We start from the raw sequence: 17,943 nt of genomic DNA, 5'->3' as shown, positions 1-17,943 counted from the left end.
ATTCCAGGTCGCTCGCTCGCAGTTCAAGTTGGTGACGGTTGGGCATCAGAACACGGGCCGAGGCCTTGGACAGCGCGGTTCTCGCAGAGCCCTGGCCGCTTGGGCTGGCCGGCAACGTCGGTTCGTCTGGGAACAAAGGTGGGGGCGGGGTCATGAGCACGGGCGACAAAGTGAATGACCCCGTCATTATACAGGACCCGCCAAGCCGACGGGCAGATTTCGAGGAATATTTTCACAGCCTCTCAGGTCGTTTTAGCGAGCCTCGACCCCCCCCGCTCACCCGGACCTCAGACCAGACCGTCGAAGACTTGCACGCTGACCGTATCCCCCGCGGCGACGCTGCCGCGATCCTGTTCCAGGACGATGAAGCAGTTGGCGTCAGACATCGAGCGCAGGATTCCCGAACCCTGGGCGCCTGTCGGCCGAACGCACCATTGGCCCTGCGTGCGGCTGAGGATGCCCCGCTGGTACTCGGTACGGCCGGGAGACTTCTTCAGCGCGACACTGCACCGTGCCGGCAGCAGTGGCACGACGGGCAGCGGGTCGGCGCCCATCAGAAGGTAGAGCGCGTCGCGGACGAAGGCGTAGAAAGTGACCATCACGGCCACCGGATTGCCCGGCAAGCCGAACAGCCAGGCTGACGTTCCCTTCTCGCCACCTGCCCCGGCAGCGGTAATGCGGCCGAAAGCCATCGGGCGACCGGGTTTCATGGCGATTTTCCAGAACAGGACTTCGCCCAGTTGGGTCATCAGCGGTTTGACGAAGTCGGCCTCGCCAACCGAGACCCCGCCGCTGCTGATCACCACATCGGCAGCAGCGGCCGCCTGTCGGAAGGTCGCATCAAGCAGCGCCGGTTTGTCGCGAACGACCCCGAGGTCGAGGATTTCGCAACCCATACGGTGGAGCATGCCGAAAAGCGTGTAGCGATTGCTATCATAGACTTCGCCACAGCCCAGCGGTGTACCGATCGAGCACAGTTCGTCGCCGGTCGAGAAAAAAGCGACGCGCAGGCGGCGGTAGACGCTGACCTCGGCGCAACCCAACGATGCGATCAAACCGAGTTCCGCCGGGCGGATCAGTCGTCCGGCTGCGAGCGCCGCTTGTCCGGCGGCAAGGTCCTCACCGGCGCGGCGGATGTTCTGGCCGCAGTGCTGCCCGGACGGAATCACGACGTGGTCGCCAGCAACCTCGACGACTTCCTGCATCACCACCATATCGCTACCGGTTGGCAGCGGCGCACCGGTCATGATGCGCACACATTCACCGGCGGCGATGCTGCCGGTAAAGGCCTGGCCGGCCAGCGCTGTCCCGGCGACGCGCAGGCGGCTCTCGCCACTGCTCGACAGGTCGACATGACGCAGCGCGTAGCCATCCATTGCCGAATTGTCGTGCGCCGGCACATTCGCCGGGGCAATCACATCGCTGGCCAGAATCCGTCCCAGGGCGCTGCGCAGAGCCAGCCTTTCTGGCGTCTGCAGCGGTGTCAACTGGCTGCGAATGAAGGTTCGCGCCTGCTCGACCGACAGTGCATCGGGATCGTAATCGTTGAAACAACTGAAGCGGGCAGTGAGAGGCATGGCAGATTTCGCAGGACGGGTCATGGGTTGTCGGTTCGTCGCGCGGCGTGCGCGCTATCGCCCCGGTCAAAAATTGCCGGTGATCAGCCGCCGGTCATCGACATGAAGCGCACCACCTGCGGTGCGTCCATCTGGTTGCTGAAGTCATGGGCCTGGGCCTTGATGCCCATACTGCGGACAATCGCCGCCCGCAGAGGAGCATCATCGGCCGGATGCGCGCGCAGCAGCGGCAGCAGCGCTACAGCATGGTTGTTGCCGAGGCACGGGTACAGCTCGCCGCGGGCAGTGATGCGCACGCGGTTGCAACTGGCGCAGAAGTTGTGACTGTGCGGCGAGATGAAACCGACGCGCGTCGAGGTGTCGGGAATCCGCCAGTAACGTGCCGGCCCGCCGGTGGTTTCGGTGGACGGCAGAAGTACGAAGCGTGTCTGCAGACGCGCCAGGGCCTCTTCGCTGCCGAAGACCTGGCGCGCGTGACCGATGTCGCCGAGCGGCATTTCCTCGATGAAAGCAATATCGATACCGCGTTCGACGGCAAATTCGACCAGGTCGATCAACTCGTCATCATTACTGCCGCGCATCATTACCGTGTTGATCTTGATGCGCTGGAAACCAGCCGCCTGCGCTGCGTCGAGACCACGCAGCACTTTGCCAAGATCGCCGACGCGGGTGATCTCCCGGAAACGGTCGGCACGCAGCGTGTCGAGGCTGATGTTGATGCGCTTGACCCCCGCAGCACGTAAGGCCGGGGCAAATCGATCGAGCTGCGAACCATTGGTGGTCATCACCAGTTCCAGCAGACCTGGCAGATGGGCCATCTGCTCGAGTAACCAGATGGCGTTGTGCCGGACCAGCGGCTCGCCGCCGGTCACCCGTACCTTGGTCACGCCGAGATCGACGAAAGCACTGGCGATGCGCAGGCACTCTTCAAGGGTCAGCACCTGCGCCCGCGGCAGGAAGGTCATCTCCTCGGCCATGCAGTAGCGGCAACGGAAGTCGCAACGGTCGGTGATCGACAGCCGAAGGTAAGTGACGTGCCGGCCATATCGGTCGACCAGCGTCCCGTCGGCATGCCGCGAGGTCGCCGGCGAAGTCGGCGGAGTAAGGCCGAGCAGCGAATGGGGAATGGCTTCGGGCGTCAGCAGTTCATTGGGCATGCGAGAAGCTCCCTCGGGGGTGCCCGTGGCAAAGGGGGGGAAGAGTTTGCGAGCGATTATAGCGGACTTTGCCAGGTGTCAAGCGCGGCAAACCGGAAGGGCCGCCACCGGCCGTGGCCGCTCATCGATGGCGGACTGGCGGCACCGGCCTTGGCTTCCCTGGGTGATGGTCAGCCAGTATGCGGATCACCGTTTACGGTCCTCTTCGATCAGGTATGGCCATGCCATCCGCATGTAATAACCCATCGACCAGAGCGTCAGCACGGCCGCTACGTAGATCAACCAGACGCCCCACTGATAGATATCGACTCCGAGCAACGGTGCGTAATAAAGCAGCATCGGGATGGCGACCATCTGTGCAGTGGTCTTGATCTTGCCAATCATCGATACGGCGACGCTCTTGTGGGCGCCGATCCGCGCCATCCACTCGCGCAGGGCGGAAATCGTGATCTCGCGACCGATGATGATCATCGCCAGAACGGCGTCGAGACGGCCGAGCTGGACGAGGACGATCAGCGCTGCGGCAACCATCAGCTTATCGGCGACCGGATCAAGGAAAGCGCCGAAAGCCGACGTTTGCCGCCAGCGTCGCGCGAGATAGCCGTCCAGCCAATCGGTCATGGCTGCGGCAACGAAGATCAGGGTTGCCGCGCGGTCACGCCCGATACCCTGAATCCACCCCTCCGGAACGTAGTAGATGGCGATCAGAAGCGGGATCAGAATGATTCGCAGCCAGGTCAGCAGGATGGGTATGTTCAGTGGCATCAATGCAACGCTGCGTAAATTTTTTCGGCCAGATCCCGACTGATTCCAGGAACTGCCGTCAGTTGGTCTATCCCGGCATCGGAGATTCCCTGCAGGCCGCCAAAGCGGGAAATCAGCGCCTTGCGCCGCTTGGGTCCGATGCCGCCGATCTCTTCCAGGCGCGAACTGCGTGAAGCCTTGCCACGCCGAGCGCGATGACCGGAAACCGCAAAGCGGTGTGCCTCGTCACGGACTTCCTGAATCAGATGCAGGGCGTTATTCTCAGGGGACAATTGTAATGGCTCACGGCCATCTGCGAAAACCAGGGTTTCCAGACCAGGCTTGCGCGCTTCTCCCTTGGCGACGCCGAGCATCGGCAGGTGGCCCAGCCCGAGTTCAGCGAGGACTGCGGCTGCGGCACTGACCTGGCTGCTGCCGCCATCGATCAGGATCAGCGTTGGTACGACGCCATCACTGCTCAGCAGCTTTTCGTAACGACGTTGGACCGCCTGCCGGATGGCTGCGTAGTCGTCACCGGGCTGGATGCCCTCGATATTGAAGCGGCGATACTCGGACTTGCGCATGTCACTTCCCTGATAAACCACACAGGCCGCGACGGTCGAGTCGCCTTGCGTGTGGCTGATGTCGAAACACTCGATGCGCGCCTCCTTGCCGTCCTCGATGTCGAGGCCCAGTGTCTGACGCAGGGCTTCAAGCCGCGCACCCTGCCGTGACAGCACGCTGCGGCGTGCGTTGATCGCCAGGCGGGCGTTCTGTTCGGCCATTTCGACCCAGACGCGTTGCAGGGTCAATCTCGCTTCGCCCACCCTGATCGGCTGCGTCGCCGTGGCACTGAGCCAGTCGGCAAGCTCCTCATCAGACAGGGTCAGATTGACGAGAATTCTCGGTGGAATCGGGTGCACGGAATAATGCTGATAGAGAAATGCGGTCAGTGCCTCGAGCGGCGACGAGGCCACGCAATCGACGGTACTGACCGGAAATTGCGGTCGGTCACCGAGATGCCGGCCACCGCGAACCATCGCCAGGTTCACGCACAACAGGCTGGTCTCTTCAACGGCGACAACGATATCCACGTCGTCCGCCTTGCCGCTCTCGACGTATTGCTTTTCCTGCACCTGCCGCAAGGACTGGATCTGGTCACGATAGACCGCTGCCTGCTCAAAAGCGAGTCTGGCTGCCGCCTGATCCATGGCAGCCGACAGGCTGCCGATCACATCCTGTTGTCGTCCCTGCAGAAACATGGCCGCCCTCTGCACATCCTCGGCGTAGCGCGCCGGCTGGATGAGTCCGACACAGGGTCCGGAGCAACGTTTGATCTGGTACAACAGGCACGGTCGCGAACGGTTGTTGAACACCGAATTTTCACAGGTACGCAGACGAAACATTTTCTGCAGCAGATGGAGGCTTTCACGCACCGCCGGCGAAGACGGAAAAGGACCAAAATAGTCGGCACGCCGGTCGGTGGCGCCCCGAAAAAAACCCAGGCGCGGGTAGCTGTCGTGCGTGAGGACGATGTAGGGATAGGACTTGTCGTCACGAAAGAGAATGTTGTAGCGCGGCGACAGGCTCTTGATGAGATTGTTTTCAAGCAGCAACGCTTCTGCTTCGGAACGCGTCACGGTGGTCTCGACGCTGGCAATCTGTGCCACCATCATGGCGACGCGGGGGCTCGGATGGTTGTCGCGGAAGTACGAGGCAAGCCGCTTGCGGAGATTTTTTGCCTTGCCGACGTAGAGCACCTGACCAGAACCGTCGAGCATCCGATAAACGCCCGGTAACTCGGTCACGGTGGCAAGCAGGGATTTGGCGTCGAAGGGTTCGGTCATCACGGTCAGGCAGTGATCTCTCGCAAGGCGGGCATGAGCGGGTCGATCTCCGAAATTGCCCGGCGCGGCCCCTGGGGTGCCAGATCGGCGTAGAACGCCAGCGCTTCAGCGCTCGGACGTCCGACCAGCGAGGCGAGATCGGAGAAACGTACGCCTTGCCGCACCAGCCAGGCCACGCAGGTATGCCGCAGGGCTGCGGCAGTGACCTCGGCCGAGCGGGCAAGTCCGGCGTCGAAGGCGGCGCAGGCCAGGACCGATTCAATCTCGGCCGAGGTGATCGGCGCTCCAGCCGCATCCGTCACCAGAGGAGCCTGCGCGCCATTGCCCGGCGGCGACTGGCAGGTTGCCAGCCAGGCCGGGACCGTGAGCGTGCGTGGTGCGTGGCCCCTGACTCGCAGGGTATTGGCCACCGGATCGAGATCCTCCTGGCGCAGCTCGATGGTCTCCTCCGGTGTCAGTCCCATGAGCAGAACCGAAATGATGAAACGGATTTCGCCGACCGACGCTGTCAACAAGGCCTTGGCCTCGCTCTGGGTCAACTCGCGTGCAATCGATGACCTGGCAGGCAGCAGGACGGTGCTGTGCGAATCGGCCACCGGCAGGAGTTGCTGCGATTCCGCGATCTGCTCCAGCAGGTGGGGCGTTGCCCAGGATTGCGGAATGACGACCGTCGTGCTTGCCGGAGCGTGTGTGGGCGGCGGCCGGTTGAACAGCTCGACGAACCACATGGCCAACAATCCGCAAACGAAAGCGGCGGCGACCACAAGCGCCGCATCCCTCAGATAAGGGGGCCGAAAGGATGACTGGGGAACGCTCGCCAGCTCCACCAGATTGAGTGCAGGCAACCGGCTGCGCTCACTGGCTTCAAGTTTGACCAAGCGTTCCTGGGCTTCCCGGTTGGCCTTTTCAATCTGGGCGAGGTCGTCTTCGAGTGACTTGGCCTGGGTGAAACGTTCGGAAAACGTCTGCACGCCTCGGCGCTGCTCGTTGATTTGCGCCTGCAGGTGGCTGACGGTTTCCCGCGCACTGGCCAGTTCTTCCTGCGCCGTGGCGAGGGAGGTCTGTCGACTCACCGAACGCTGCCCCTCGATTTGCCGCTCCAGTTCGTCGAGGCGCGCCTGCAGGGCTTTCGCGCCGGGATCGAGGCTCATGAATCTGGGAGTATAGGTACGTTCCATGTCGCGTATTTGCTCACGCAGAGCCGACGCGCGCTGCTCCATGTTGGCCAGCGTCGGATCATCCTTGGCCCGGCTGCTGCCGCTGTTGCCGGCAGCAATGGCCTCCCGCAGGGCGCGCAGATGAGCTTCGGCTAGCGCGGCTTTCTCGCTGGCGGTGGCCAGGGCGGTGGTGAGTCCTTTCATCCGTCCCACGGCCTCGTTGCCATCGCGCTCGGATGACCACACGCCATGCTGGCTGCGAAAGGACTCCAGGCGTGCACGGCGCTCGTGCACCGCCCGTTCGATCAGCGCGGCCTCCGTACGCGCTTGCGTCAGGGTGACGCTGGTAGCGGCTTCGTAAGCAGCTTGCAACTCTTCGCGATAGGCATTGAGCAAGGTGTTCAGCACCGCCGCGAGGAGTTCCGGGGGCGCACCGATCGCCTGCAACTCGACGATTTCAGTGCCACTCACTGGCACCACCGTGATCATCTTCTGCAATTCTGTGGCCTCGTCTGCCGATCCGACCAGGTAACCCGCCTGGGCAAGCAACTCACTCACCCTGGCCAGCAAGGGCCGGCTGGTGAGTACCTGCACCTGCGTCAGGAGATCGGAGGCGGTGTGCGACGACGGCTCAGCGGTCTCCCTTGCCGACAAAGAGGGGCGTGGTTCAATGCTCCCAGGGCTGATCTGTACCCTGGCAGTGGCACGGTATTCGGCAGGTCGAAGGAAATTCCAGGTGAGCCCGGTCACCAGCACCACGACAAATGCCATCAGGAACACCTTGAGGCGCCGCCGATTACCTCGCCGGGCCAGGGCTTCCACCTCGCCATCAGCGGTCACTGCGTGTTCGAGAGAGCCATGCAGAGAAGAATGGACGTGCATCTTGCAATCCCCAAACGAAGACAAGAGAACCGGGCGCCGGTCGCGACATAAGGATCGCCCACTCGCTCTGGCGATCGCCAGCGCAGGCTGAGCGGGCCATGTGGAGAACGTCGATCGTAAACCACTCGCTCAGGCCAGCAGACTGCTGGCTGTAGCCACCCCGGCTTGGTATAGCAAATCCTGCTGCAGATCAGTCCAGTCGACAGCAGGGGTGGTCGGGACAAGACGCTCGACACGCTGTGCCCGCAGTGGATCGCCTGGCGGCTGCCAGTTTGCCAGCAACTCGCCGACCGCATCCGGTGAGTTGCATACCAGCAACAGGTCGCAGCCCGCATCCCAGGCTGCGGTACAACGCTCGCCGAGGCCACCGGCAACGCTGGCACCGGCCATCGACAGATCGTCGCTGAAGATGACGCCGTCGAAGCCGAGCTGATGACGCAGCATGCCGGTCCAGAAACGCGAGAAACCTGCCGGCCGCAGGTCCAGCCGCCGATAGATGACATGTGCCGGCATTACCGCGTCGAGTTCGAGCCGGCGGTAGGGTTCGATGTCTGGCGCCAGTTCTTCGAGCTCGCGCTCGTCGACCGGCAGGGCAACATGCGAATCGGCCTCGACCCAGCCATGCCCTGGAAAGTGCTTGCCGCAGGCGGCCATCCCGGCGCAGTGCAGGCCTTCGATCAACGCGCCGGCCAGTCGCACCACCGCAGCCGGGTCGGCGTGCAACGAGCGATCGCCGATCACGCTGCTGCGCCCCCAGTCGAGATCGAGTACTGGCGTGAACGACAGGTCGACCCCGCGCGCGCGCAGTTCCGCGGCGAGAACATAGCCAATCCCGCGCGCGGCCAGCCAGGCTGCCTGTGGGTCGCGGTCCCATTGCTCGCCGAGACGGCGCATCGCCGGCAGACGGGTGAAACCGTCACGGCAACGTTGCACCCGGCCCCCTTCGTGGTCGATGGCAATCGGCAGCGCCGGCGAGCGCAAGGCATGCACGGCGGCTGTGAGTTGTTCGAGTTGCTGCGGCGACGCGTAATTGCGCGCGAACAGGATCAGGCCACCGACCAGCGGGTGGCACAGTCGTTCCTGTTCAAGGTCGGACAATTGCAAGCCGGCAATGTCGATCATCAGCGGGCCCAGAGGGAGTCGGGTATTCATTGCTGCTCCAGGATCACAAAAGCGACCGCGAAGTCGTGCTCGTCACTGATCGTGAGGTGTGCGACGAGCCGGCGCTGCGCGAGGTGGGCGGCGAGTGGTGCCGCATATTCGAACAACGGCCGGCCCAGCGAATCGTGGTCAATGCCGATGCTTGGCAAGGTGGCGGGCGCGACCAGGCCGATGCCGAGCGCTTTGCCAAAGGCTTCCTTGGCGGCAAAACGCTTGGCAAGGAACCTGGCCGGATCGCGAACGCCGACAAACTCGGCATGTTCCCTCGGCGATAGCAGTTTCACCAGGGCACGCTGACCGTGCCGCTCGTAAAGCTTGCCGAGGCGAGCCACGGCGACGATGTCGGTACCGATGCCGGCGATCATGACTATCAAGGCCGTGTCAGCGACCGCGCTTGCGCTTCTCGCAGCAAGCGCTTCATTTCCCCGACCGCTTCGCGCAGGCCGATGAAGATGGCACGGCTGATGATCGCATGCCCGATATGCAGTTCGCGGATGCCGGCGAGTTGCGCGACCGGTTGCACGTTGAAGTAGTTGAGCGCATGGCCAGCGTTGAATCGCATTCCGAGTTGTCGCGCCAGGTCTCCGGCGACGCGAATTTTTTCGAGTTCGGCGAGCACGGCCGGACTTTCGGCATCGCGCCCCTGCGTATAGAAGGCGTGTGCATACGGGCCGGTGTGCATTTCGCAGACGCGCGCACCAATGCGTGCTGCGGCTTCCACCTGCACCGGGTCGGCGTCGATGAACACGCTGCTGACGATGCCGGTATCGCTGAGACGGGCCACCGAATCGGCGAGCCGGGCTTCTTGAGCAACGATGTCGAGCCCGCCCTCAGTGGTTACTTCATGGCGGCCCTCGGGCACCAGCATGGCCATTTGTGGCTTGATCCGGCAGGCAATCGCGATCATCTCGTCGGTCGCTGCCATTTCGAGGTTGAGCTTGATCTGTGCCAGGTCGCGCAGTTTCTCGACGTCGGCATCCTGGATGTGTCGCCGGTCTTCACGCAGGTGAATGGTGATGCCATCGGCGCCACCGAGATGCGCCTCGACGGCCGCCCAGACCGGGTCGGGCTCGTAGGTGCAGCGTGCCTGCCGGATCGTCGCCACATGGTCAATGTTGACGCCAAGTTCGATCATAGTTCGTGTAGCTCCCTAAAAATCCTGCGGCTGGCGAGAGTCTTGCCATCGGTATAATGGTTGATCAAGGTGCGCATCAGTTGCTTGGCTTCGGCCAGCGAGCGCGGATCGGAGAAATCCTCGTGCGCGAGGTCAAGCAGCGTCCGGCCGCTGACCGCCTGCACCGAGCCACCGGGGGCCGGCAGTCGCACCGGACCACGCTCGATCTCGTAAGCGTAGTCTGCATGGATGTCGATAGCGACACCTGCGGCATCGGTTTCAAGCGTCAGGCCGTATCCGAGTTCCTGCAGCAGCGCCCGCTCGAAGCAGCGCAGATCGGACTCCTGCGCGCCATCGGCGAAACGCCGCAAGGTCTCGGCATAGACCGCGAAAAGTCGGGCATGCGCGTCCTCGCGCGGCAGCAGGTGCATCAACAGCTCGTTCAGGTAGTAGCCGCAGAACAGCGCCTTGCCTGCCAGCAGCGGTTGCCCGCCCTGCCACTCGGCCTTGATCAGCGTTTGCACCTCACCGCGACCTGCCCAGCCAAGTTCGAGTGGCTGAAACGCCTGCAGGAGACCGCGCAGGACCGAACGTGGCCGGCGCGCGCCGCGCGCCATGAGAGCGACACGACCGTGGTCGCGCGAAAAGACGTCGACGATCAGGCTGGTCTCGCTGTAAGGATAGGCATGCAGGACGAAAGCCGGCTGGGCATCGACCTTGTGTCGCTGCGTCACTTTCCGACTCGTTCGCGAGCACGCGATCTAGTCGTAGCCAAGTGTCTTGAGCATTCGCTCATCGTCGGCCCAGCCTGACTTGACCTTGACAAAGACTTCGAGAAACACCTGACCATCGAACATTCGCTGCATGTCCTGGCGTGCCTCGGAGGCAATGCGTTTGATGATGGTGCCGCCACTGCCGATGATGATCGACTTGTGCCCCTCGCGATCGACCAGAATGGCGGCGCTGATACGTCGCAAAGCTCCATCGACGACGAACTTTTCGATCTCGACGGCAGCAGCATAGGGCAACTCGTCGCCGATCAGGCGAAAGAGTTTTTCGCGAATGTACTCGGCAGCCAGAAATCTTTCGCTGCGGTCGGTCATTTCATCCTCGCCATACAGCCACTCGGTATTCGGCAAATGCTTGCGCGTCTCGTTGAGCAGGACTTCGGTCTGTACGCCGCGCATCGCGCTGACCGGAACGATCGCCGTGAACTCACCTTCACCGGCGAGGCGGGCGAGGTACGGCAGGAGTTGCGCCTTGTCCTTGAACTGGTCGATCTTGTTCACCACGATGATCACCGGACGGTCATCGGGGATGAGTCGGAGCACCACCCGGTCGCGATCGTCAAAGCGCCCGGCCTCGACAACCAACAGGACGACGTCGACTTCGGCCAGCGCCTGTCGAACGCTGCGATTCATCGCCCGATTCAGCGCGTTGCCATGGCGGGTCTGGAAACCCGGCGTATCGACAAAAACGTACTGTGCATCCGGTCTGGTGAGAATGCCCAGAATGCGGTGACGAGTGGTCTGGGCCCGCTGTGAGACGATGCTGAGCTTCTCGCCAATTAGCTGGTTGAGCAAGGTCGACTTGCCGACGTTGGGGCGGCCGACAATGGCGATCTGCCCGCTGCGGGTTTCATTCATGACTTTCATGATCGCTGCAGCCGGGAATGGTCATGAGTGCTTTCCAGGCTTTCCAGCGCACGTTCGGCGGCCATCTGTTCGGCCGCCCGGCGACTGCCCCCGCGGCCTTCGGTGCGGATTTGCAGGGACTCGATCACACAGACCACCCTGAACTGTTGGGCATGCGCCTCGCCTTCGGCACCTGCCAGCGAGTACTGTGGCAAGGCCAGTCGAATGCCCTGGAGATACTCCTGCAAGCGCGTCTTGGCATCCTTGATTCCCTGTCCGGAAGTCAGTCGATTCAGGACTTTGGCATAGACACGAACGATCACCTGGCCAGCAAGGTCAAAATCGGCATCCAGCCACAGCGCGCCAAACAGCGCTTCGAGGGCATCGGCCAGAATGGAGGGTCGTTGCTGTCCGCCACTCTTCTGCTCGCCCTCGCCAAGACGCAGGCATTCCCCCAGCGAGAGATCCACCGCAAGCTGGTGCAGGCTGTCCTGTCGTACCAGATTGGCTCTCAGTCGCGAGAGGTCGCCTTCGGGAAGCAGGGGAAAACGCTCGAACAGGCAGCGCGCGATGACGGCATTGAGAATCGCATCGCCAAGGAACTCGAGTCGCTCATTGTGGGGCGAGGTGAAGCTGCGATGCGTTAGTGCCAGTTGTAGCAGATCGCGATTCTGGAAGGTATGCCCGAGCGCCTGCTCAAGGCGGGAAGCGGTCATTGCTAGAAGCCGCGCCCTGATGACGAACCCCGAAAATCGATTAACAGGCTGACATTGGCGACCAGCGGAATCCGCCTCTCGTAAGCGAAGGCAATGATCAGCCGGTTCTCTTCCTTGAAGATATCGAGATCAGCCGGGCTGATCGTCTTGATATGCTCTATTTCCAGATATTTACCGAAAGCCTGCCGAATCTCGGGAACCGTCTTGCCGCCGGACTCTTCGGCTACCGCCTTGACCGCATGCCGGATCTTGTAATACTCCATGACATCGGGAGTCGCCCGGATCACGAGAACGGCCACCAGACTGATCAAGACACCCCAGACCACCAGGCCCGAAAGAGCCACACCACGTTGACGATTCATAGCCACCGCTCCTTACCTGAATGAGCCGATCCGTTTCAGATCACTGAAATTCAACCAGATGAAAAAAGCCTTCCCGACGATGTTTTGTTCCGGAACGAAACCCCAATAACGGCTATCACGACTGTTGTCGCGATTGTCGCCCATCACGAAGTACTGACCCGGCGGTACCCTGCAGATGACTCCCGCCGCATTGTAGGAACAATCCTGGCGGTTGGGAAACTGTACCGGACCCTGAACATACGGCGGAGCATCCTCATCGTTGAGGGTTTGATGCTGTGCTGAGTCCAGCCTTTCGATGAATTGCCGCGAGTAATAAAGACGCTCCGAGTGCAGATAGTCGTCGATCCGCGTCGTCGGCACCGGCTGGCCGTTGATCGTCAGTTTCTTGTTCAGGTAAGCGATGCTGTCACCCGGCACGCCGATCACCCGCTTGATGTAGTCGAGGGACGGATCCTCGGGATAACGAAAGACCATCACATCCCCGCGTTGCGGGCTGTTGATGTCGATGATCTTGCGGTTGAGTACCGGCAGGCGGATGCCGTAGGTGTATTTGTTGACGAGAATGAAATCGCCGACCTGCAAAGTCGGGATCATCGATCCCGAGGGAATCTTGAACGGTTCGACGAGAAACGAACGCAGGACGAAAACCACCAGGATCACCGGGAAGAAACTCGCCCCGTACTCGACCCACCAAGGGTCCTTGGCGTCCGCCGGGCGGCGCTTGCGCAGGAAACAGGCATCGACGGCCCAGATTGCGCCGCTGATCAGCAACAGGACAAACAGGATCAACGCAAAATTCACTCGATTACTCCTTTACTTGCCGACACGCAACACGGCAAGGAAAGCCTCCTGGGGGATCTCGACCGACCCGACCTGTTTCATGCGCTTCTTGCCGGCTTTCTGCTTTTCGAGCAGCTTCTTCTTGCGCGAAATGTCGCCACCGTAACACTTGGCCAGGACGTCCTTGCGCATTGCCTTGACATTCTCGCGGGCAATGATATTGGCACCGATGGCGGCCTGAATGGCGACGTCGTACATCTGGCGCGGAATCAGTTCGCGCATCTTGGCGGCCAGTTCACGGCCACGATAGACCGAGTTGGTACGGTGCAGGATCACTGACAGGGCGTCGACGCGTTCGCCATTGATCAGAACGTCGAGCTTGACCACGTCGGCCGCCCGATATTCCTTGAATTCGTAATCGAGAGAGGCGTAGCCACGCGAGACGGACTTCAGGCGGTCGAAGAAATCCATCACCACTTCGGCCATCGGCATTTCGTAAACCAGTTGCACCTGCCGACCGTGATAGTTCATGTCGACCTGGTTGCCGCGCTTCTGATTGCACAGCGTAATGACGTTGCCCAGATATTCCTGCGGAACGAATACCGTGGTGGTGATGATTGGTTCGCGAATCTCCTCGATTTTCGACAGTTCGGGCAGCTTGGCCGGATTTTCGACATTGACCAGGTTGCCATCCCGGAGCAGGACCTCATAAACGACGGTTGGCGCGGTGGTGATCAGGTCCTGATCGAACTCGCGTTCAAGACGCTCCTGGACGATCTCCATGTGCAACAGCCCGAGGAAACCACAGCGAAAACCGAAACCGAGCGCCTGCGAGACCTCTGGCTCGTAGCGCAGCGACGCGTCGTTGAGCTTCAGTTTTTCCAGCGATTCGCGCAGCGAGTCGTACTGATTTGACTCGACCGGATAAAGCCCGGCGAAGACCTGCGACTTGATCTCCTTGAACCCCGGCAGTGCCGTGCTTGCCGGTCGCTCGTGCAGCGTCAGGGTATCGCCGACCTTGGCTGCCTGTAGTTCCTTGATTCCCGAGATGACGTAACCGACCTCGCCGGCGCGCAACGCATCGCGTTGCAGCGCCTTGGGAGTGAACACGCCGACCTGTTCACAGAGGTGAGTCGAGCCGGTAGCCATCAGACGAATCCGGTCCTTGGGCCTGAGTGTGCCATCGAAGACTCGCACCAGCATGACCACCCCGACATAGTTGTCGAACCAGGCATCCACCAGCAAGGCCTTGAGCGGCGCATCGGGATCGCCCGTCGGAGCGGGAATACGCTCGATGATCGCTTCCAGGATGTCCTCGACGCCGAGACCGGTCTTGGCCGAAGCGAGGATCGCCTCGGAAGCATCGAGGCCGATGACATCCTCGATCTCCTGGCGAGCATGGTCAGGCATCGCCGATGGCAGATCGATCTTGTTCAGTACGGGCACAACCTCGACGCCGAGTTCGATCGCCGTATAGCAGTTGGCGACAGTCTGCGCCTCGACCCCCTGCGAGGCATCGACTACCAGCAGGGCTCCCTCACAGGCGGAAAGCGAACGCGAGACCTCGTACGAGAAATCGACGTGGCCCGGCGTGTCGATCAGGTTCAGGTTGTAGACTTCGCCGCTGCGCGCCTGGTACTGCAGGGCCGCGGTCTGCGCCTTGATGGTGATGCCGCGCTCACGCTCGATATCCATCGAGTCGAGTACCTGCGCTTCCATCTCGCGATCGGAAAGACCGCCGCAAAGATGGATGATGCGGTCGGCGAGCGTCGATTTTCCGTGATCGATATGCGCGATGATGGAAAAATTGCGGATCTGTTGCATGGACATGGTGTGGGCTCTATCGCGACCGAGCCGCCCCTGAAAAGAAAGGGTGCCGGCGGCGGGCACCCTGGGTCAAACAGCCTGAAGGCGCGGATTCTAGCGGATTTCACTCAAATAATCACGGACTTTGCTGGTATCGAGAAAGTAATGGCAGAGCTCGCGGCCCTCATGCAGGAGGACCGGAACGAGTTCGTCGTAGCGCGCTTCGAGCGCCGCGTCGGCGTCGACGTCGACCACCTCGACGGCCACGCCGAATTCGGCAGCCAATGTTTCGAGCGCTACTGCCATCTCTGTACAGAGGTGGCAGTAGCGACGCGAGACCAGGGTCAGCTTCACCACCGGTATCACTCGCCGCGACGCTCGGTCAGTCCCTTGATGGTGACGAAGGTCTGTAATTCGCCGCGGCGAACCAGCAAGGTCACGTTGGCCGACTTGTCGAACTGCGCGAGCAAACGGTTGAACTGTTCGCTGCTCTTGATTTCGATGTTTTCGCCACGCGTGATCAGCGCCAGAATGACATCCCCCGGCCGCAGATCGACGCGCGCCGCATTGTTGCGAACATCCTCGATCAGCAAACCGCCATTGACCTTGAGTTCGCGCTTCTGCTCGGCAGTCAGCTCGGAAACCACCAGGCCGAGACGATTGGCCGTCCGCTCGGGTGACTTTGCACTTCTGCTGCTGCGGGCAGCCAGCTTCTCTTCTGCGATTTCACCGATCACCACCGAGACATCCCGCGTTGTTCCCTTGCGCCAGATCTGAATCGTGACCCGGCTTCCCGGTTTGGTACTGCCGACGATGCGTGGCAAATCGCTGGAACTGCCAATCGTCTTGCCGTCGAACCTAAGGATAACATCACCCGCTTCGATGCCTGCTTTCTCCGCCGGTCCACCCTTTTCGACGGCATTGACGGCTGCCCCCTGGGCTTTGCTCAAACCGAAGGACTCGGCCAGCTCCTTCGTCACCTCCTGAATCACCACGCCGATTCGGCCGCGGCTGACCTTGCCATTGGCGCGCAGTTGCGCCTGCACCTCCATCGCTACATCGATCGGAATGGCAAAGGAGATCCCCATGAAACCGCCAGACCGGCTGTAAATCTGCGAGTTGATGCCGACCACCTCACCCTTCATGTTGAACAAGGGGCCGCCTGAATTGCCCGGATTGACCGCCGTATCGGTCTGGATGAAGGGAACATAGTTCTCCTGCGGCAAGGAGCGTCCCTTGGCACTGACAATGCCGGCTGTCACGCTGTTCTCGAAACCGAACGGCGAACCGATCGCGATCACCCATTCACCGACCTTGAGGACACCCGGATCACCCAGACGAACGGTCGGCAAGCCGGTCGCCTCGATCTTGATCAGCGCCACGTCGGTGCGCTTGTCCGTGCCGATGACCCGTGCCTTGAATTCACGCTTGTCGGTCAGTCGAACGAGAATCTCGTCAGCCGAGTCCACGACATGCGCATTGGTCAGCAGATAACCATCGGCACTGATCACGAATCCGGACCCGAGGGATCTGCTTTCGTAGTCGCGGGGTACGCCAGGAATTCCCGGCTGGCGAGGAATGAAGCGCCGGAAGAACTCATACATCGGATCGTTTTCATCGAAGGGGAACGGCTGTGCATTCCGCCCACTGCTCCGCACCGACTGGGTTGTACTGATATTGACGACCGCCGGTCCCTGCTTTTCGACGAGATCGGTGAAGTCAGGCAATCCTCGGTTGTCGGCTTGTGCCAGCACCGAGAACACCGTTACAAAGAAAGCCACAAGCAATTGTTTCATGGCAGCAATAGCCTCCTGAACGTCATTGAATGACAAAAAAGATGATGGCGCAGGGCGCAAAATCAAGATCGGATCGAGAGCTGCAAACGCCGGTCTTGCTGGGCCTGCCGCTGCGCACGCCGCAGGCCCAGCCAACCGATCAGCAAACCGCCCATGGCACCACCGATCGCCCACGCCTCGCCACCGCAGACCGATCCCGACAGCGCCCCGGCAAACAGAGCCAGCAAGGGAAACGCATAGGCATACAGCGCACTGCGGCCAAGCGAACCCTCAGCCACAGCCACCCGCACGCGCGCACCAACGTCACAATGATCGGGATTCAGCACCCGAAAAGTGCGTGGCGGACCACATAACAACTGGCCCAGAGGGTTCCCCCCGCACCCCCCCGGTTGTCTGCAGCGACCGCAGCCGCTTTCGTCCATCCGAAGGTAGGCGTACTGGCCATCAACCGCGGTCACTGTTCCCCAGGCATCCGTCATCATTCATCCTTTCTGCAAGCAGCCCATTCTTGGCCGAGTTACCATCTGCGGTCCTGCGAGGTATCCAGTAGCGGTCGCAATTTGTCTGCGACCGCCTCTCGGGCACGAAAAATCCGCGAACGCACCGTACCAATCGGACAGCTCATGACCTCGGCTATTTCCTCATAACTCAGGCCCTCGATCTCACGCAGGAGGATCGCGTGACGCAACTCATCGGGGAGTGCGTCCATGGCCGCGTTGATCGTAGCCCCCGTCTGCTTGGATTGCAGCAGGCTCTCCGGCGTGTTGATGTCCTGCAACTGAGTGGCATCCTCGAAGCCTTCGGCTTCTTCAGCATCAAATTCGGTCGAAGTCGGAGCGCGGCGTCCCTGTGCAACGAGATGATTCTTGGCCGCATTGATGGCAATCCGGTATAACCAGGTGTAAAACGCACTGTCCCCGCGAAACAACGGCAGCGCCCGATAAGCCTTGATGAATGCCTCTTGGGTCACATCCTCGATTTCGGCGTGATCGTAAAGAAAGCGAGACAACAGGCGCGCCACCTTGCGCTGGTATTTCACGACCAGTGCGTCGAACGCGTGTTTGTCACCACCCTGGGCGTTCTCGACCAGTTTCTGGTCAATTTCGCGTTCGCTCATGCTCTATGCTTTTCCTTTGGCATACGAAAATCCGCGCCGAAGTATAGCGCAAGCATCGCATCGCCATCGTAACAGTGCATGACCGGCTATTCC

18 protein-coding genes and 1 pseudogene are annotated in these 17,943 nt (G+C 61.4%); all 19 read right to left on the bottom strand.

What is annotated here, in order from left to right:
• Positions 1–154 (bottom strand): annotated as a pseudogene (locus V5B39_RS14410) (IS5/IS1182 family transposase); the annotation flags it as partial.
• A 133-nt stretch (positions 155–287) separates the two neighbouring features.
• On the bottom strand, positions 288–1,577 hold the full coding sequence (moeA, locus tag V5B39_RS14405) for a molybdopterin molybdotransferase MoeA (RefSeq protein WP_332343566.1): 1,290 nt from the start codon (positions 1,575–1,577) through the stop codon (positions 288–290).
• 83 nt (positions 1,578–1,660) lie between these two features.
• Positions 1,661–2,734 (bottom strand): GTP 3',8-cyclase MoaA, encoded by a 1,074-nt coding sequence (gene moaA / locus V5B39_RS14400; RefSeq protein ID WP_332343565.1) that lies wholly within the window; start codon positions 2,732–2,734, stop codon positions 1,661–1,663.
• A gap of 186 nt (positions 2,735–2,920) precedes the next feature.
• Complete coding sequence (pgsA, locus tag V5B39_RS14395; RefSeq protein WP_332343564.1) at positions 2,921–3,499, bottom strand: CDP-diacylglycerol--glycerol-3-phosphate 3-phosphatidyltransferase; 579 nt, start codon at positions 3,497–3,499, stop codon at positions 2,921–2,923.
• Complete coding sequence (gene uvrC, locus V5B39_RS14390; protein ID WP_332343563.1) at positions 3,499–5,325, bottom strand: excinuclease ABC subunit UvrC; 1,827 nt, start codon at positions 5,323–5,325, stop codon at positions 3,499–3,501. Before uvrC ends, pgsA begins: the two co-directional genes overlap by 1 nt.
• 5 nt (positions 5,326–5,330) lie before the next feature.
• Positions 5,331–7,364: a hypothetical protein gene (locus V5B39_RS14385; RefSeq protein ID WP_332343562.1), complete on the bottom strand. Its 2,034-nt coding sequence runs from the start codon at positions 7,362–7,364 to the stop codon at positions 5,331–5,333.
• 129 nt (positions 7,365–7,493) lie between these two features.
• Entirely contained in the window at positions 7,494–8,516 is a 1,023-nt protein-coding gene (nagZ, locus tag V5B39_RS14380) for a beta-N-acetylhexosaminidase (protein WP_332343561.1), read from the bottom strand.
• Positions 8,513–8,890 (bottom strand): holo-ACP synthase, encoded by a 378-nt coding sequence (gene acpS, locus V5B39_RS14375; RefSeq protein WP_332343570.1) that lies wholly within the window; start codon positions 8,888–8,890, stop codon positions 8,513–8,515. Before acpS ends, nagZ begins: the two co-directional genes overlap by 4 nt.
• A gap of 5 nt (positions 8,891–8,895) precedes the next feature.
• On the bottom strand, positions 8,896–9,660 hold the full coding sequence (locus tag V5B39_RS14370; RefSeq protein ID WP_332343560.1) for a pyridoxine 5'-phosphate synthase: 765 nt from the start codon (positions 9,658–9,660) through the stop codon (positions 8,896–8,898).
• Positions 9,657–10,373, bottom strand: a complete 717-nt coding sequence (gene recO / locus V5B39_RS14365; protein WP_332343559.1) for a DNA repair protein RecO — start codon at positions 10,371–10,373, stop codon at positions 9,657–9,659. The genes V5B39_RS14370 and recO overlap by 4 nt, the downstream gene beginning before the upstream one ends.
• A 27-nt stretch (positions 10,374–10,400) precedes the next feature.
• Positions 10,401–11,285 (bottom strand): GTPase Era, encoded by an 885-nt coding sequence (era, locus tag V5B39_RS14360; RefSeq protein WP_332343569.1) that lies wholly within the window; start codon positions 11,283–11,285, stop codon positions 10,401–10,403.
• A gap of 5 nt (positions 11,286–11,290) precedes the next feature.
• Positions 11,291–11,989: a ribonuclease III gene (gene rnc / locus V5B39_RS14355; RefSeq protein WP_332343558.1), complete on the bottom strand. Its 699-nt coding sequence runs from the start codon at positions 11,987–11,989 to the stop codon at positions 11,291–11,293.
• Between the two features lie 2 nt (positions 11,990–11,991).
• Positions 11,992–12,351, bottom strand: a complete 360-nt coding sequence (locus V5B39_RS14350) for a DUF4845 domain-containing protein (RefSeq protein WP_332343557.1) — start codon at positions 12,349–12,351, stop codon at positions 11,992–11,994.
• A 12-nt stretch (positions 12,352–12,363) separates the two neighbouring features.
• The gene (lepB, locus tag V5B39_RS14345) at positions 12,364–13,152 is read right to left on the bottom strand and encodes a signal peptidase I (protein ID WP_332343556.1); all 789 of its coding nucleotides are present in this window, start codon (positions 13,150–13,152) and stop codon (positions 12,364–12,366) included.
• Between the two features lie 12 nt (positions 13,153–13,164).
• Complete coding sequence (gene lepA, locus V5B39_RS14340) at positions 13,165–14,955, bottom strand: translation elongation factor 4 (protein ID WP_332343568.1); 1,791 nt, start codon at positions 14,953–14,955, stop codon at positions 13,165–13,167.
• Between the two features lie 96 nt (positions 14,956–15,051).
• Positions 15,052–15,294 (bottom strand): glutaredoxin family protein, encoded by a 243-nt coding sequence (locus V5B39_RS14335; RefSeq protein ID WP_332343555.1) that lies wholly within the window; start codon positions 15,292–15,294, stop codon positions 15,052–15,054.
• 5 nt (positions 15,295–15,299) lie between these two features.
• Entirely contained in the window at positions 15,300–16,733 is a 1,434-nt protein-coding gene (locus V5B39_RS14330; protein ID WP_332343554.1) for a DegQ family serine endoprotease, read from the bottom strand.
• 62 nt (positions 16,734–16,795) lie between these two features.
• Entirely contained in the window at positions 16,796–17,215 is a 420-nt protein-coding gene (locus V5B39_RS14325; RefSeq protein WP_332343553.1) for a SoxR reducing system RseC family protein, read from the bottom strand.
• A gap of 35 nt (positions 17,216–17,250) precedes the next feature.
• Complete coding sequence (rpoE, locus tag V5B39_RS14320; RefSeq protein ID WP_332343552.1) at positions 17,251–17,850, bottom strand: RNA polymerase sigma factor RpoE; 600 nt, start codon at positions 17,848–17,850, stop codon at positions 17,251–17,253.
• Positions 17,851–17,943 lie beyond the last annotated feature (93 nt).

Origin of the sequence: Accumulibacter sp. (genome assembly GCF_036625275.1) — a bacterium.
In the GTDB taxonomy this organism is placed as follows: domain Bacteria; phylum Pseudomonadota; class Gammaproteobacteria; order Burkholderiales; family Rhodocyclaceae; genus Accumulibacter.
Note: the sequence above shows the minus strand (reverse complement) of the source record. Positions and strands in the feature narration are given on the sequence as shown.

Excerpts from the sequence above, each read along its gene's own strand:
- moeA (WP_332343566.1), bottom strand. The coding sequence starts at position 1,577 with ATGCCTCTCACTGCCCGCTTCAGTTGTTTCAACGATTACGATCCCGAT.
- moaA (WP_332343565.1), bottom strand. The coding sequence starts at position 2,734 with ATGCCCAATGAACTGCTGACGCCCGAAGCCATTCCCCATTCGCTGCTC.
- pgsA (WP_332343564.1), bottom strand. The coding sequence starts at position 3,499 with ATGCCACTGAACATACCCATCCTGCTGACCTGGCTGCGAATCATTCTG.
- uvrC (WP_332343563.1), bottom strand. The coding sequence starts at position 5,325 with ATGACCGAACCCTTCGACGCCAAATCCCTGCTTGCCACCGTGACCGAG.
- V5B39_RS14385 (WP_332343562.1), bottom strand. The coding sequence starts at position 7,364 with ATGCACGTCCATTCTTCTCTGCATGGCTCTCTCGAACACGCAGTGACC.
- nagZ (WP_332343561.1), bottom strand. The coding sequence starts at position 8,516 with ATGAATACCCGACTCCCTCTGGGCCCGCTGATGATCGACATTGCCGGC.
- acpS (WP_332343570.1), bottom strand. The coding sequence starts at position 8,890 with ATGATCGCCGGCATCGGTACCGACATCGTCGCCGTGGCTCGCCTCGGC.
- V5B39_RS14370 (WP_332343560.1), bottom strand. The coding sequence starts at position 9,660 with ATGATCGAACTTGGCGTCAACATTGACCATGTGGCGACGATCCGGCAG.
- era (WP_332343569.1), bottom strand. The coding sequence starts at position 11,285 with ATGAATGAAACCCGCAGCGGGCAGATCGCCATTGTCGGCCGCCCCAAC.
- rnc (WP_332343558.1), bottom strand. The coding sequence starts at position 11,989 with ATGACCGCTTCCCGCCTTGAGCAGGCGCTCGGGCATACCTTCCAGAAT.
- V5B39_RS14350 (WP_332343557.1), bottom strand. The coding sequence starts at position 12,351 with ATGAATCGTCAACGTGGTGTGGCTCTTTCGGGCCTGGTGGTCTGGGGT.
- lepA (WP_332343568.1), bottom strand. The coding sequence starts at position 14,955 with ATGCAACAGATCCGCAATTTTTCCATCATCGCGCATATCGATCACGGA.
- V5B39_RS14330 (WP_332343554.1), bottom strand. The coding sequence starts at position 16,733 with ATGAAACAATTGCTTGTGGCTTTCTTTGTAACGGTGTTCTCGGTGCTG.
- V5B39_RS14325 (WP_332343553.1), bottom strand. The coding sequence starts at position 17,215 with ATGATGACGGATGCCTGGGGAACAGTGACCGCGGTTGATGGCCAGTAC.
- rpoE (WP_332343552.1), bottom strand. The coding sequence starts at position 17,850 with ATGAGCGAACGCGAAATTGACCAGAAACTGGTCGAGAACGCCCAGGGT.